The sequence below is a fragment of the Paraburkholderia sp. SIMBA_030 genome (assembly GCF_046535245.1).
In the GTDB taxonomy this organism is placed as follows: Bacteria; Pseudomonadota; Gammaproteobacteria; order Burkholderiales; family Burkholderiaceae; genus Paraburkholderia.
Map to the genome: position 1 here is coordinate 85349 of NZ_JAWRXB010000026.1, position 13462 is coordinate 98810.

At 63.4% G+C, this 13462-nt stretch carries 12 protein-coding genes; 8 read left to right on the top strand and 4 right to left on the bottom strand.

Translation table 11 applies throughout. From position 1 onward, the window contains the following. Positions 1–94: 94 nt before the first annotated feature. The 3 genes from otnI to pcaF all read left to right on the top strand — a co-directional run bounded on the left by otnI (position 95) and on the right by pcaF (position 3493). Positions 95–904, top strand: coding sequence for a 2-oxo-tetronate isomerase (gene otnI, locus SB772_RS34110; protein ID WP_410837530.1), 810 nt, complete (start codon positions 95–97; stop codon positions 902–904). Beyond that, complete coding sequence (gene denD / locus SB772_RS34115; protein ID WP_410837531.1) at positions 901–1881, top strand: D-erythronate dehydrogenase; 981 nt, start codon at positions 901–903, stop codon at positions 1879–1881. The genes otnI and denD overlap by 4 nt, the downstream gene beginning before the upstream one ends. Positions 1882–2290: 409 nt before the next feature. Then, entirely contained in the window at positions 2291–3493 is a 1203-nt protein-coding gene (pcaF, locus tag SB772_RS34120) for a 3-oxoadipyl-CoA thiolase (protein ID WP_410837532.1), read from the top strand. Positions 3494–3665: 172 nt separating this feature from the next. On the opposite strand, the gene SB772_RS34125 is transcribed toward pcaF, so the two are convergent. Then, positions 3666–4046 (bottom strand): DUF2917 domain-containing protein, encoded by a 381-nt coding sequence (locus SB772_RS34125; protein WP_410837533.1) that lies wholly within the window; start codon positions 4044–4046, stop codon positions 3666–3668. Positions 4047–4476: 430 nt separating this feature from the next. Beyond that, positions 4477–6441: a sigma-54-dependent Fis family transcriptional regulator gene (locus SB772_RS34130; RefSeq protein WP_410837534.1), complete on the bottom strand. Its 1965-nt coding sequence runs from the start codon at positions 6439–6441 to the stop codon at positions 4477–4479. A 444-nt stretch (positions 6442–6885) separates the two neighbouring features. On the opposite strand from SB772_RS34130, the gene SB772_RS34135 reads away from it, so the two are divergent. The 5 genes from SB772_RS34135 (at position 6886) to lipA (ending at position 12257) form a co-directional block, all read left to right on the top strand. After that, a complete protein-coding gene (locus tag SB772_RS34135; RefSeq protein WP_410837535.1) occupies positions 6886–7950 on the top strand; it encodes an ATP-NAD kinase family protein in 1065 nt (354 codons plus the stop codon). A gap of 49 nt (positions 7951–7999) precedes the next feature. Next, positions 8000–8983, top strand: a complete 984-nt coding sequence (locus SB772_RS34140) for a thiamine pyrophosphate-dependent dehydrogenase E1 component subunit alpha (RefSeq protein ID WP_410837536.1) — start codon at positions 8000–8002, stop codon at positions 8981–8983. Positions 8984–9127: 144 nt separating this feature from the next. Next, entirely contained in the window at positions 9128–10132 is a 1005-nt protein-coding gene (locus tag SB772_RS34145) for an alpha-ketoacid dehydrogenase subunit beta (protein ID WP_410837537.1), read from the top strand. Positions 10133–10135: 3 nt separating this feature from the next. Then, on the top strand, positions 10136–11248 hold the full coding sequence (locus SB772_RS34150; protein WP_410837538.1) for an acetoin dehydrogenase dihydrolipoyllysine-residue acetyltransferase subunit: 1113 nt from the start codon (positions 10136–10138) through the stop codon (positions 11246–11248). A gap of 1 nt (position 11249) precedes the next feature. After that, positions 11250–12257: a lipoyl synthase gene (gene lipA / locus SB772_RS34155; RefSeq protein WP_410837539.1), complete on the top strand. Its 1008-nt coding sequence runs from the start codon at positions 11250–11252 to the stop codon at positions 12255–12257. 18 nt (positions 12258–12275) lie between these two features. Here the strand turns inward: lipA and SB772_RS34160 are convergent, their stop codons facing one another. Together SB772_RS34160 and SB772_RS34165 are read right to left on the bottom strand one after the other, a co-directional pair. Next, positions 12276–13082: a class II aldolase/adducin family protein gene (locus SB772_RS34160; protein ID WP_410837564.1), complete on the bottom strand. Its 807-nt coding sequence runs from the start codon at positions 13080–13082 to the stop codon at positions 12276–12278. Positions 13083–13169: 87 nt separating this feature from the next. Next, a complete protein-coding gene (locus SB772_RS34165) occupies positions 13170–13376 on the bottom strand; it encodes a hypothetical protein (RefSeq protein WP_410837540.1) in 207 nt (68 codons plus the stop codon). Between the last annotated feature and the right edge of the window lie 86 nt (positions 13377–13462).

Here is a 13462-nt window from a genome sequence, read left to right on the forward strand (position 1 = left end):
ATACCGCGCGCGGGGCAACACTGCCGGGCAATGCTGATTGCGGCTTGTTGCCGATATCGCGCGCTGATTCAACTGTTTTCAAGGAGTTGCTGCCATGCCTCGCTTCGCCGCCAACCTGACGATGATGTACAACGAGCACGCTTTCCTCGACCGTTTTGCCGCTGCGGCACAAGACGGCTTCAAGGCGGTCGAGTTTCTGTTTCCGTATGATTTCACTGCCGCGGATATCAAGGCGCGGCTCGACGACAACGGTCTGACCCAGGCGCTCTTTAACGCGCTGCCCGGCGACTGGGCCGCGGGCGAACGCGGCATTGCCTCTCTGCCGGGCCGCGAAGACGAGTTCCATCGCAGTGTCGAAACCGCGCTCGATTACGCGCGCGTGCTGGGAAACCGCAAGCTGCATATGATGGCGGGGTTGATCGGCGCGGATCAGCCGCGCGCCCGGCATCGCGAGGTGTATCTGAAGAATCTCGCGTATGCCGCGCAGGCCGCGCAAGCTGAAGGCATCACCATCGTGATCGAGCCGATCAACACGCGCGATATTCCCGGCTTCTTTCTCAACCGCCAGGACGACGCGCAGGCGATTTGCGCGGAAGTGGCTGCGCCGAATCTCAAGGTGCAGTTCGATTGCTATCACTGCCAGATCGTCGAGGGCGATCTCGCGGTGAAACTCAAACGCGATATGGCGGGCATCGGCCACATTCAGATCGCCGGCGTGCCGGAGCGCCATGAACCGGATGCCGGCGAATTGAATTACCCGTATCTGTTCGACCTGATCGACACGCTCGGCTATGACGGCTACATCGGTTGCGAATACCGGCCGCGTGCGGGCACTTCGGCAGGCCTGGGATGGATGAAGCCGTATCTGCACGACGCTCGCCAAGAGGGACAAACGACATCATGAAAGTACTGATTACCGGCGGCGCGGGTTTTCTCGGCCAGCGTCTCGCGCGCGAACTGCTGGCACGCGGCTCATTGAAGGACACGGACGGCAAGCCGCAAGCCATGACCGAACTGGTGCTGCTCGACGTGGTGCGCGCGGGCGATTTCGGCGACAGCCGCGTGCGCACGGAAGTGGGCGACATCGCGGAGCCAGGCATGCTCGAAAGCGTGATCGACGCCAGGACCACGGCGATCTTCCATCTGGCCGCGATCGTCAGCGGCCAGGCGGAGGCGGATTTCGATCTCGGCATGCGCATCAATCTGGACGCGTCGCGTTTGCTGCTCGAAACGTGCCGGCAGCGCGGACACAAACCACGTGTGCTGTTCACGAGTTCGGTGGCGGTCTACGGCGGCGATCTGCCCGAGGTCGTGCGCAACGACACCGCGTTGAATCCGCAATCGTCGTACGGCGCGCAGAAGGCGATCGCCGAGCTCCTGCTCAACGATTACGCGCGGCGTGGTTTCGTCGACGGCCGCGTGCTGCGGCTGCCCACTATCAGCGTGCGGCCGGGCAAGCCGAATGCGGCGGCGTCGTCGTTTGCGAGCGGCATCATTCGCGAGCCGTTGAATGGCGAAGCGGCGGTGTGTCCGGTAGCGGGCGCGACGTGCCTGTGGCTGCTGTCGCCGCGCAAGGCGATCGAAAACCTGATCGCCGGGCTCGAAATCGATGCAGCCGCGCTCGGCAACCAACGCGTACTGAATCTGCCGGGAATTTCGGTGAGTGTCGACGAGATGGTTGCGGCACTGCGCGAGGTCGCCGGCGACGAGGTTGCGAGGCGGATCGTCTGGCAACCGGACGCGCGCGTGGAGAAGATTGTCGGCAGTTGGCCGGGGCGGTGGGATACGTCGCGTGCCGAGCGGCTCGGCCTGAGCGGCGACCGCAGTTTCGCCGACGTGATTCGCGGCTATATCGAAGACGAGCGGATTCAGGTCCGCTGAGAAAACACGCCCCAAGCCTCGTGCCGGTGGTTCTCCATGGGCCGCCACGCTGATTCGACCGGCACGAGCGCGCCATTTGTCTGATGCTTTGCGCAGGCCGCGAGGCTGCACGTATTCCCTGGTACCGGCGTCGCTTTGCTTGACATGGTTTCCGTCACACGCCTATTATCGAGCCTTAATGTTCGATACATGACCTACTGTTCGTGTAAAGAACAAATGGCCGAGACATCGAACCCATGGTTCGTCATCCTGCGCTAAGCTGATCTGACATGACGGCCGCCATACAGCCGTTTCTCGTTGCGCTCGCCTAGGTCGAGTCTTTGCGGATCCGGCCCGCGCCATGCGCAAGCGGCCGGCGCTGCTACCGGTAGCGGCGCAGCGCACGCAGCACACCAACTGGAGACATCACATGACCGAAGCATTCCTGTGCGACGCCATTCGCACCCCGATCGGCCGCTATGCGGGTTCGCTGTCGTCGGTTCGCGCCGACGACCTGGGTGCAGTGCCGCTCAAAGCGCTGATGGAGCGCAACAAGGACGTCGACTGGAACGCGATCGACGACGTGATCTACGGCTGCGCGAACCAGGCCGGTGAAGACAACCGCAACGTCGCGCGCATGTCGCTGTTGCTGGCCGGTTTGCCGCAAGGCGTGCCGGGCTCGACGGTGAACCGCCTGTGCGGGTCGGGCATGGATGCGGTCGGGATCGCCGCGCGCGCGATCAAATCGGGTGAGGCCGCGCTGATGGTGGCCGGTGGTGTCGAAAGCATGAGCCGCGCGCCGTTCGTGATGGGCAAGGCAACCAGCGCGTTTTCGCGTCAGGCCGATATCTTCGACACGACGATCGGCTGGCGTTTCGTCAACCCGTTGATGAAGCAGCTCTACGGTGTCGATTCGATGCCGGAAACCGGCGAAAACGTCGCGACCGACTACAACGTCAGCCGTGCCGATCAGGATGCATTCGCGCTGCGCAGTCAGCAGAAAGCGGCCCGCGCGCAACGCGACGGCACGCTCGCGCAGGAAATCGTCGGCGTGACGATTGCGCAGAAGAAGGGCGATCCGATCACGGTGTTGCAGGACGAGCATCCGCGCGAAACCAGCCTCGAAACGCTTGCCAAACTGAAGGGTGTGGTGCGCGCGGACGGCACGGTGACCGCTGGTAACGCATCGGGCGTGAACGACGGCGCCGCGGCGCTGCTGCTCGCCAACGAAGCCACCGCCAAACGCTTCGGCCTCACGCCGCGGGCGCGCGTGCTGGGTATCGCAACGGCCGGCGTCGCGCCGCGCGTGATGGGCATCGGCCCGGCGCCCGCCACGCAAAAGCTGATGGCGCGCCTGAACATGACCATCGACCAGTTCGACGTGATCGAATTGAACGAAGCATTCGCGTCGCAAGGGCTTGCCGTGCTGCGTGCGCTAGGTGTCGCGGACGACGACGCGCGCGTGAACCCGAACGGCGGCGCGATCGCGCTCGGTCACCCGCTCGGCATGAGCGGCGCACGTCTGGTGACGACGGCCATGTATCAACTGCAACGCACGCAAGGCCGCTTTGCGCTGTGCACGATGTGTATCGGCGTAGGCCAGGGTATTGCGATCGCTATTGAACGCGTGTGAAGCGCTAGCACTGCGGTAGCGAAGGCGGGTGCGTCGTCGGACGCAAGCCGCCGTGCGCAGCGGTCCAGTCAGTTCTCTCGCAGTTTCATGAACAGCCCCATTCGCTCATGCGATGGGGCTGTTTCTTTTCGTGTCGCGCATGACTTCAGCCTTTGCGTCACGGCATGCCATGTCAACGCGGCGTCGGCGCGTCGAGGTTCAGCCATGCCAGCCGCGCCAGCCAACGGCTCACCGGACCACGGCGTGCGGGCAGCGCGCTAGTCAACGACACACGCGCGGCGATCTCGCCATCCGTGCTGAGCCACACGCGTTCGCCGCGTTGCAGGCGAAACACGTTGCCGGGTTGGAGCCAATGATCGTACGGGGAACTGACGCGCGTGAGCCACACACGGGCATCTTGCACACTGAGCGCGCTGTCGGCATCGACACGCCATGTCAGCGTCGCTCCGGGCATCACGAAAAAATGCACCACCACCTTTGGGAGACGTTCATCGTGCTGGTACGCATACCGGCTTGAGTCGTCATCCATGCACTGCGGGCTTGCCTGATCCATCTTGCTCTCCGTCATCGAGCCGGCGGACGGGACGCCCACAAAACAAAAGGCCCCTTCCGTTACCGGCGGGGCCTTGGGGGTGTTGTTTTGCAGATTCAGACTGCTAACGCGCACATGCTCCCGAAGGCCAGCCGATGATGGCTCGCGTTGGGTTTTTAACCGCGTGGACGGTGAAGGTGTGCGTCAACATGAGATCGAGTGTGCCGTTTTGCCGCAGGTCTTGTCAATAAAAAAATCGCAATGGATTCAAGCGAGAAGCATTGCACATCGTTTCAGTGCGCGGAGCCCACGGCGACGTCCGGGCGAATCCGCGTGGCGAGCGCGCTTCGCAATGCGTAACGCTTGCGGCGAATCCTGCATTCGACGCGGTGCCAGGAATTGTCGAGAACGCCCGCGATTCCGCTCAACGCACAACACGGCAAGAACCGCATCAACTGCGATGCGGTCCCACGATGCCCAGCTTCGCAATGCGCCGGTACAAGGTCGCGCGCGAAATACCCAAAGCCTGTGCGGCGGCGTTCGGCCGCCATTGATGGCGGGTGAGCGCGTCGACAATGCGCATGCGCTCGTCGCGCGGGTCTTCGTGTGAGTTTGCGTACATCAGTGCGCGATTATCCGCCGCCTCAGGCGCCAGCACCGCTGCGATATCGGGCGCGACGTGCCGCAGTTCCACGCGCGAGGAATCGCAGATCGCGCATGCGTAGCGCAGCACGTTGCGCAGTTGGCGAATGTTGCCCGGCCAGCTAAACGCGGCGAGATGCTCGGCGAGACGGGCGTCGAGTGTGAGCACGTGGCCGGCCATTTGCGCCTCTTCGTCGAACACCGCCTCGATCACGTCGCGAATATCCGCACGCTCGCGCAACGGCGGCATCGGTAAGCTCGCGCCGCTGAGCCGGTAGTAGAGATCTTCGCGGAACGAACCCTCGGCGGCCATCTGCGCAAGATCGCGGTGGGTCGCGCAAATCACGTCGATATCCACGCGCACGGGCGCATCGCCGCCGAGCGGCATGACCTCGCCTTCAGCCAGCACGCGCAGTAGCCGCGTTTGCAGATTGAGCGGCATATCGCCGATCTCGTCGAGAAACAGCGTGCCGGTATGCGCTTGCGCGATCTTGCCGCGCGCGCCGCGGCTGCGCGCGCCGGTGAATGCACCAGGCGCGTAGCCGAACAGTTCGCTCTCGATCAACGATTCCGGAATCGCGCCGCAATTCACCGCGATGAATGGCCGTGTGCGCCGCGCGCCCGCATCGTGGACCGCGCGCGCGAACACTTCCTTGCCGACGCCGGTTTCGCCGAGAATCAGAATCGGCAGCCGCTTGCCGGCGATGCGCAATGCCACCGCCGCGTTGTTTGCAATGCGCTTGTCCGCGCTGTGAAGAAAGCGGCCGAGCGCACCGAGTTGCAGATCACCGTGCGAATTCGCCTGCTGCGCTCCGGCGACGCCGTCCGCCACGCCGGTTGTTCGGCGGGAGATGCGTTTGAGCGGCGCACGAATGCGCGCGTATAGCGTCGCGCCGGTCGCGCGCAGACGCAAACCGATAATCGCATCGGTGCGCGCAACATCGTGCAGATGCACGTCGGATGTATCGAATACATCGTCGATGTGACGCGGGCCGTTCAGGGCCGGAATACATTCGCGTGCCTTGCGATTGGCGGCGACCAGATTGCCGCATTCGTCGAAGGCGATCAACACTTCGGGTTGCGCCTCGACGAAGTTGCGGCTCGAATGGCCGAACAGAATCCAGTGCTGCGTAGTTTGGTTGAGGAAATAGCCATCTTCGATCAGACCGGCGCTTTGCCGCACCAGCTGAAACACGAGGCGCTGACTGTCGCGGTTATCCGGCGACTGCACCGCGGACGCGTCGAGCACGCCGATCATCTCGCCGGTCGGCGCGAAAATCGGTGCGGCGCTGCATGTGAGCGTCGTGAAGGCCGCGCGGAAATGGTCGGTCTTGTGCACCGTGATAGGCGCGAGATCGGTCAGCACATTCGCGACGCCACAGGTGCCTTCCTCGCGCTCCGACCAGCATGAGCCGATGTACAGCCCCGCATGCTTGAAATCGCTGCGGCGTTCGCGGTCGATCCGGTAATCGATCGTGACGCCGTGCGCGTCGGTGAGCATCACGCAATAGTCGGCCACGCGAATCATGTCGTGCAGGCGTGTCAGGCACTGGCCCGACGCGCGCAAAAAGGCCTCTTCCTTGCCTTGCACTTCGCGCAACTCCGCCGACGTGAGGACACGCGGTCCGATCACGGCACCCGGATCGAGCCGGTACTGTTCGAACGAACGCTGCCACGACGACACGAGGCGTGCGGAATCGGCGGGCGCGGGCAGCCGTCCTTCGATGGCGCCGCGCACGCGGTCGATGTGCTGGGTCTGCGAAACGTAAGGCATGGTCGGCTCCAGTCGAGCGACGCACAGGGAGTTCAGGCTGTTCTTGTAGCACATCCGGCTTCATCAATCACATTGCAATGCAGCACGTGAGACGCGTGAGACGTTCGTCTCACCAGTGCTTGAGACGGCCTGTCTCACCCTTCAGATTCAGACGCGCAAAGGCTTTGCGCTCGCTCTTCCGGCCTTGATTCTTCGCCCGGAACGTCGCACGCCGTGCGCTTGAGACGCCGCGCAAGTTGCGCCGCATGGTGTTCGTCAGCCGCTACAAGCACGCGATTTTGTTTCCAGGCCCTTTAAACAAGGCTTTGCGAAGCCGACGCGATTGTTTGAGCAAATTGGCACATCCTTTGCAGTGTCTTGCGCATCAGAAAGCGCCATTGCGAGTAGCGAACATGGCGCCCCCCTATATGAGTCCGCGCACGACGCGGGCAGGAGACAAGCACAGTGCCATCGTCCGTCACCGTCGGTGTGATCGCGAACCCGGCCTCGGGTCGCGACATTCGCCGCCTCACCACGTATGCGTCGGTATTTCCGACCGCCGAAAAAGCCAATATGGTTGTGCGTCTGCTGGCCGGCCTCGGCGTGCTCGGTGTGGAACGCGTGCTGACGTTGCGCGACCGGACCGGCGTTGCCGCGTTGCTGCTGCGTGCGCTGGACACGCATGCGGCCGTAGCCGTGCAGCAGCGCTGGCCGGAAGTCGACTTCATCGAACAGCCGATCACCGATAGCGTGACCGACACCCACACGGGTGTTGCCGCGATGCTGCAAGCGGGCGTCGAACTGATCGCGGTGCTGGGCGGCGACGGCACGCACCGCGCGGTTGCCGCGCATTGCGGCAAGGTGCCGTTGCTGACCTTGTCCACCGGCACCAACAACGCGTTTCCCGATCTGCGCGAAGCGACGGTTGCCGGCCTCGCCGGCGCGCTGGTCGCGTCCGGCGCGGTGCCGCCGGACGTGGCGCTCACGCGCAACAAGCGCCTCGTGGTGCGTTGCGTTGCCGGGCCGAATCGGGGCCGCGAAGAGATCGCCCTGGTCGATGTGTGCGTGAGCCGGCAACGCTTCGTCGGCGCGCGCGCCGTGTCGGACCCGGCCGATATCGAAACGCTCTTTCTCACCTTCGCCTCGCCTGACGGGATTGGCCTCTCGTCGATCGGCGGTGCGTGGGCGCCAGTCGAACGTACTGCCTCGCATGGCTTGCATCTGCGCTTCGCTCGCGCCGGCGAATCCGGCGTGCCGCTGGTCGCGCCGATTGCGCCGGGCCGCGTCGAACGCGTGCTCATGCGTACCTGCGAGCGCTTCGAAGTCGGCCGATGGACGCCGCTCGATACCGGGCACGGCACGCTCGCTTTCGATGGCGAGCGCGAAATCGAACTGGAGCGCGGCGATCGCTATGAGATCGCGCTCGATTGGGAAGGGCCGCTCACTGTCGACGTCGAACGCACGCTGCGCTTCTCGGCGTCGCGGCAACTCGTGCGGGAGGTGGCGAACGTGGTCGCGCATCAAAAGTAGTGAGGTTGGTCTGTCAGCAAGCAGTGCATTCATTCCAAGGAGACACACCATGTCGGTTTCAAGTGATTTGAGCAAGGACGAACTGCAGAAGGCGTATCGAATGATGCGCACGATCCGCGAGTTCGAGGAACGCCTGCACGTCGAATTCGCGACCGGCGAAATCCCCGGCTTCGTGCATCTGTACGCGGGTGAGGAAGCGTCGGCGGTGGGGACGATGCTGCATCTGAACGACGCGGATTACGTGGCGACCACGCACCGCGGTCACGGTCACTGCATCGCCAAGGGCGTCGACGTACGCGGCATGATGGCCGAGATCTACGGCCGCAGGACCGGCGTGTGTCACGGCAAAGGCGGCTCGATGCATATCGCCGATCTGTCGAAAGGGATGCTCGGCGCGAACGGTATCGTCGGCGCGGGCGGGCCGCTGATTTGCGGCGCGGCGCTCGCGGCGAAGTACAAGAATTCCGGCGGCGTCGGCGTGTGCTTTTTCGGCGATGGCGCGTCGAATCAGGGCGTGATTTTCGAATCGATGAATCTGGCTTCGGTATGGCGCCTGCCGGCGATCTTCGTGGCCGAGAACAACGGCTATGCGGAAGCGACTTCGTCGACGTGGTCGGTCGCGACCGACAACATCGCGGATCGCGCGAGCGGCTTCGGCATGCCGGGCGTGATCGTCGACGGCTTCGACTTCTTCGCGGTGCACGAGGCGCTAGGCGAAGCGATCGAACGGGCGCGTCACGGCGGCGGCCCGACACTCGTCGAAGTGAAATTCTCGCGTTATTTCGGTCACTTCGAAGGCGATGCGCAAACCTATCGCGCACCGGGCGAAGTGCAGAAGCTGCGCGACGAGAAAGACTGCCTGAAGCGTTTCGAAGAGCGCGTGGTGCGCGCCGAAATCCTCACATCCGATCAATTGCGCGGCATCGATGCCGAGGTCAAGATTTTGATCGACAGCGCCGTGACCGAGGCCAAAGCCGCGCCCCTGCCGACCGCTGAAGACCTGTTGAGCGACGTCTACGTGTCTTATCCATAACGCGCGCGTAGCAAACCTAAACGATTTGGAAACCATCTTTCATGGGACCGGAGTAAGTGCTTTGCATGGGACCAGAGTAAGCGCTGAAGCGCCAACTCTGGTCGACAGCTGAAGCGCTAACTCCGGTCGACAAAGGAGACAGACATGGCACGCAAGATCACATTTTCTCAGGCAATCAACGAAGCACTGAGTCAGGAAATGGCCCGCGATGAAACCGTCATCGTGATGGGCGAGGACAACGCGGGCGGAGCGGGTTCGCCCGGCGAGCAGGACGCATGGGGCGGCGTACTCGGCGTAACGAAAGGACTCTTCCACAAATATCCGGGCCGCGTGCTCGACACGCCGCTCTCGGAAGGCGGCTATATCGGCGCGGCAGTGGGCGCGGCCGCATGTGGGATGCGGCCGGTCGCGGAACTGATGTTCATCGACTTCATGGGCGTGTGCTTCGACCAGATCTTCAATCAGGCCGCCAAGTTTCGCTACATGTTCGGCGGCAAAGCGGTCACGCCGGTCGTGATTCGCGCGATGCAGGGTGCCGGCTTGCGCGCGGCGGCGCAGCACTCGCAGATGCTGACTTCGTTGTTCACGCATATACCCGGCCTGAAAGTGGTGTGCCCGTCGACGCCGTACGACGCGAAAGGCCTGCTGATTCAGGCGATCCGCGACAACGACCCGGTGATTTTCTGCGAGCACAAACTGCTGTACGGCCGCGAAGGCGACGTGCCGGAAGAGTCGTATGCGATTCCGTTCGGCGAGGCGAACGTGGTGCGCGACGGCGACGACGCCACTATCGTCACCTATGGCCGCATGGTGCACTACGCCACCGAGGCCGCGGAAAAACTCGCGAAAAACGGCGTTCAGGTCGACGTGATCGACCTGCGCACCACTTCGCCGCTCGACGAGGAAACGATTCTCGAAAGCGCGGCGCGGACCGGCCGCGTGGTGGTGGTCGACGAAGCGAATCCGCGTTGCTCGATGGCGACCGATATCTCCGCACTGATCGCGCAGCGCGCGTTTCACTCGCTGAAGGCGCCGATCGAGCTCGTGACCGCGCCGCATACGCCGACGCCGTTTTCCGGCGTGCTCGAAGACATGTACATTCCGTCGGCGCAGCAAATCGCCGAAGCCGTTCTGAAAGTGAGGGGTTAAGCGATGCCGATTCATATGATTACGATGCCCAAGTGGGGCTTGTCGATGGAGCAGGGGCAGGTCAACGGCTGGCTCAAAACAATCGGCGACAAGGTGGCGAAGGGCGACGAAGTGCTCGATGTGGAGACGGACAAGATCTCGTCCGGCGTCGAATGTGCGTTCGACGGCACCTTGCGCCGGCAGATCGCGCAGGCGGGCGACACGCTGCCGATCGGCGCATTGCTGGCGGTGGTGGCCGACACGGAAACGCCGGACGCGGAGATCGATGCGGCGGTCGAAGCGTTCCAGCGCGATTTCGTGCCGGCAAGCGCGGAAGCGGGCGAAAGCGGCCCGCTTCCGGAGAAAGCGCAGATTGGCGGACGCACCGTGCGCTATCTGAAACTCGGCGAAGGCGGCACGCCTGCGGTGCTGATTCACGGTTTCGGCGGCGATCTGAATAACTGGCTATTCAATCACGCCGACCTCGCCGCGCATCGCACCGTGTGGGCGCTGGATTTGCCGGGCCACGGCGAGTCCGGCAAAGCGGTCGAAACCGGCAGCGCAGAAGAACTTGCGGACAGCGTGATCGCGTTTCTCGACGATCGCGGCATCGGCAATGCGCATCTGATCGGACATTCGATGGGCGCGCTGGTAGCGATGACGGTCGCCGCGAAGGCACCGGGGCGGGTCGCTTCGCTTGCGTTGATTTCGGGCGCGGGTCTCGGCGATGAGATCAACGGCGACTACATCGCCGGCTTTGCCGAGGGCAGTAGCCGCAACGCGCTCAAGCCGCATCTGGCGAAACTCTTTGCCGACCCGGCGCTGGTGACGCGTCAGCTGGTCGAGGATATCGTCAGGTACAAGCGGCTCGAAGGCGTGAACGATGCGTTGCGCAAGATCGCATCTTCAGCGTTTGACGGCAACGTGCAGCGCGTGGGCTATCGCGACCGGCTCGCTCAGCTTGCTCCGCGCACACTACTGATCTGGGGCGCGGAGGATCGGATCATTCCGGCCTCGCATGCGCAAGGGTTGGCAGGCGACATTCGCGTCCATGTGCTCGAAGGCAAGGGGCATATGGTGCAGATGGAAGCGGCCTCGGAGGTCAATCGCCTGCTCGACGACTTTCTGGGGCCTTGAAATGGACGCCGCACTGCATGGCGACAGCGTCACAGCGCTCGGTCAGCATGGCAAGCGCAGCGCCGACAAGCTCGCGCGGATTCCGGTGAAGATCGTGCCGGTTTCCGGCGCCGAGATCTTGCCGAAGCCTTCGTGGCTGCACGCCAGGCCGATGATGAGCGAGACGGTTGCCGGCGTCGCGGCGATCCTGCGCGAACACCGTTTGCATTCGGTCTGCGAGGAGGCGATGTGTCCGAACATCGGCGAGTGTTTTGCGCAACGCACAGCCACCTTCATGATCATGGGCGGCATCTGTACGCGACGCTGTGCGTTTTGCGACGTCGCGCATGGCCGTCCGGCGCCGCTGGATGACGAGGAGCCGCAGCGGCTCGCCGACGCGGTGGCGGCGCTTGCCTTGCGCTACGTCGTCGTCACGTCGGTGGATCGCGACGATTTGCGTGACGGCGGCGCCGCGCATTTTGCCCGCTGCGTCGCGTTGTTGCGCGAGCGTGTGCCGGGGATCCGCGTCGAAGTGCTGACACCGGATTTTCGTGGCCGCGTCGAGCGGGCCTTGCTTGCACTGTCGCAAGCGTGGCCGGATGTCTTCAATCACAACCTCGAAACGGTGCCGTCGCTGTGCCGGGCGGCGCGGGCGGGTGCTGATTATCGCGGCTCGCTTGAATTGCTGGCGCGTGTCAAAGAGGCGAATGAGGCCGTGCTCACGAAGTCAGGCTTGATGGTCGGCCTTGGAGAAGCCGACGACGAGCTGGTCGACACGATGCGCGATTTGCGTGCGCATCGTGTCGATATCCTGACTATCGGGCAGTACCTCGCACCGTCGCGTTTTCATATGCCGGTGCGCCGGTATGTGGCGCCGGAGCAGTTTGCTTCATGGCGCGACGAAGGATTGAAGATGGGCTTTCGCGAGGTGGTGGCCGGGCCGCTGGTGCGGTCTTCGTATCATGCGGATCGGGTGGCGGATGCAGCCAGCAGGTCCGTGCCTATACGCCGACAGAATTCGGATTTCTAATCCTTACTATCAGGACGGCTAGCTGCGGTAATCGGATTGCGGGTCGTCTATGAGCCGAAGTGCAGCGCGCCACGCCATGTCCGCGATTTCCGCCGAGGCTTCACGATTGAACTGGGCGGCGGTCAATTCGCAGACCTCGCGCGGCGGAATGCGCAGTGCGGTACCGCCGGCCAGCGCCTGGATCTGCGCCTGGCAGGCCCGCTCGAGAAAATAGATCTCGTGAAATGCTTCGGCAGCCGTGGCGCCCGCTGCGAGCAGTCCGTGATTGCGCAGGATCATCGCCTTGCAGGAACCAAGATCCCGAACCAGACGTTCGCGTTCGCCGAGTTCGAGGGCGATGCCTTCGTAGTCGTGGTAGCCAAGCTTGCCGTAGAACTTCAACGCATGCTGGCTGATCGGCAGCAGCCCATGCTCCTGTGCCGACACGGCGGTGCCGGCAGCCGTGTGCGTGTGGATCACAAAATGCAGATCGTCACGCGCTGCGTGAATTGCCGAGTGAATCGTGAAACCCGCGGCATTCACCCGGAACAGTTCCGGCTCGCTGTGCGCACGCTCGTCGACGACGTGGCCGTCATGATCGATCTTCACCAGGTCCGACGCGCGCATCTCGTGAAAAAGTATGCCGTAGCGATTGATCAAAAAGGTCGGTGGCTCTCCCGGCCGGCCTGGCAGGCGCGCCGTGATGTGCGTGTCGATCATGTCCGTCATGCGGAAGTGCGCGACCAGACGGTAGAGCGCGGCGAGCTCCTGTCGTACACGGCTTTCCGCGTCGAATTGGGCGTCGAGCGGCGTGGCTTTTTCGATCATGGGATCTGGCGTGTGCATCGTTTGCATTTCAAAAGACTCCGGATTCGCATGGGTTGTCGTATGTGTAGTGTTCGCTCGCGTGGAAGGCTCGTCAACTTTATTGTTCTAATGCTGATCATTAGACGCATGGATACCGTGCGGTATGAAGCATGGCAGGACATCGCGAACCGGCTCTTTCGCGTCGAGACGCACCAGTGTCGCGGGTTTCGCCAGGTCGGACGCGAGCGCCATATCGATCACGGCGGCGACAGTCGGCGCGTCGGTAAGCAGTACACCGTTATCGTCGGCCAGCACGATATCGCCGGGCCGCACGGGGACCTACTCGAACGTTCAGGACATTCCGGGCAGCGGCTCGAATTTCCACGACACGGCGATCTTCGATACCGGCGGTGCCGTAC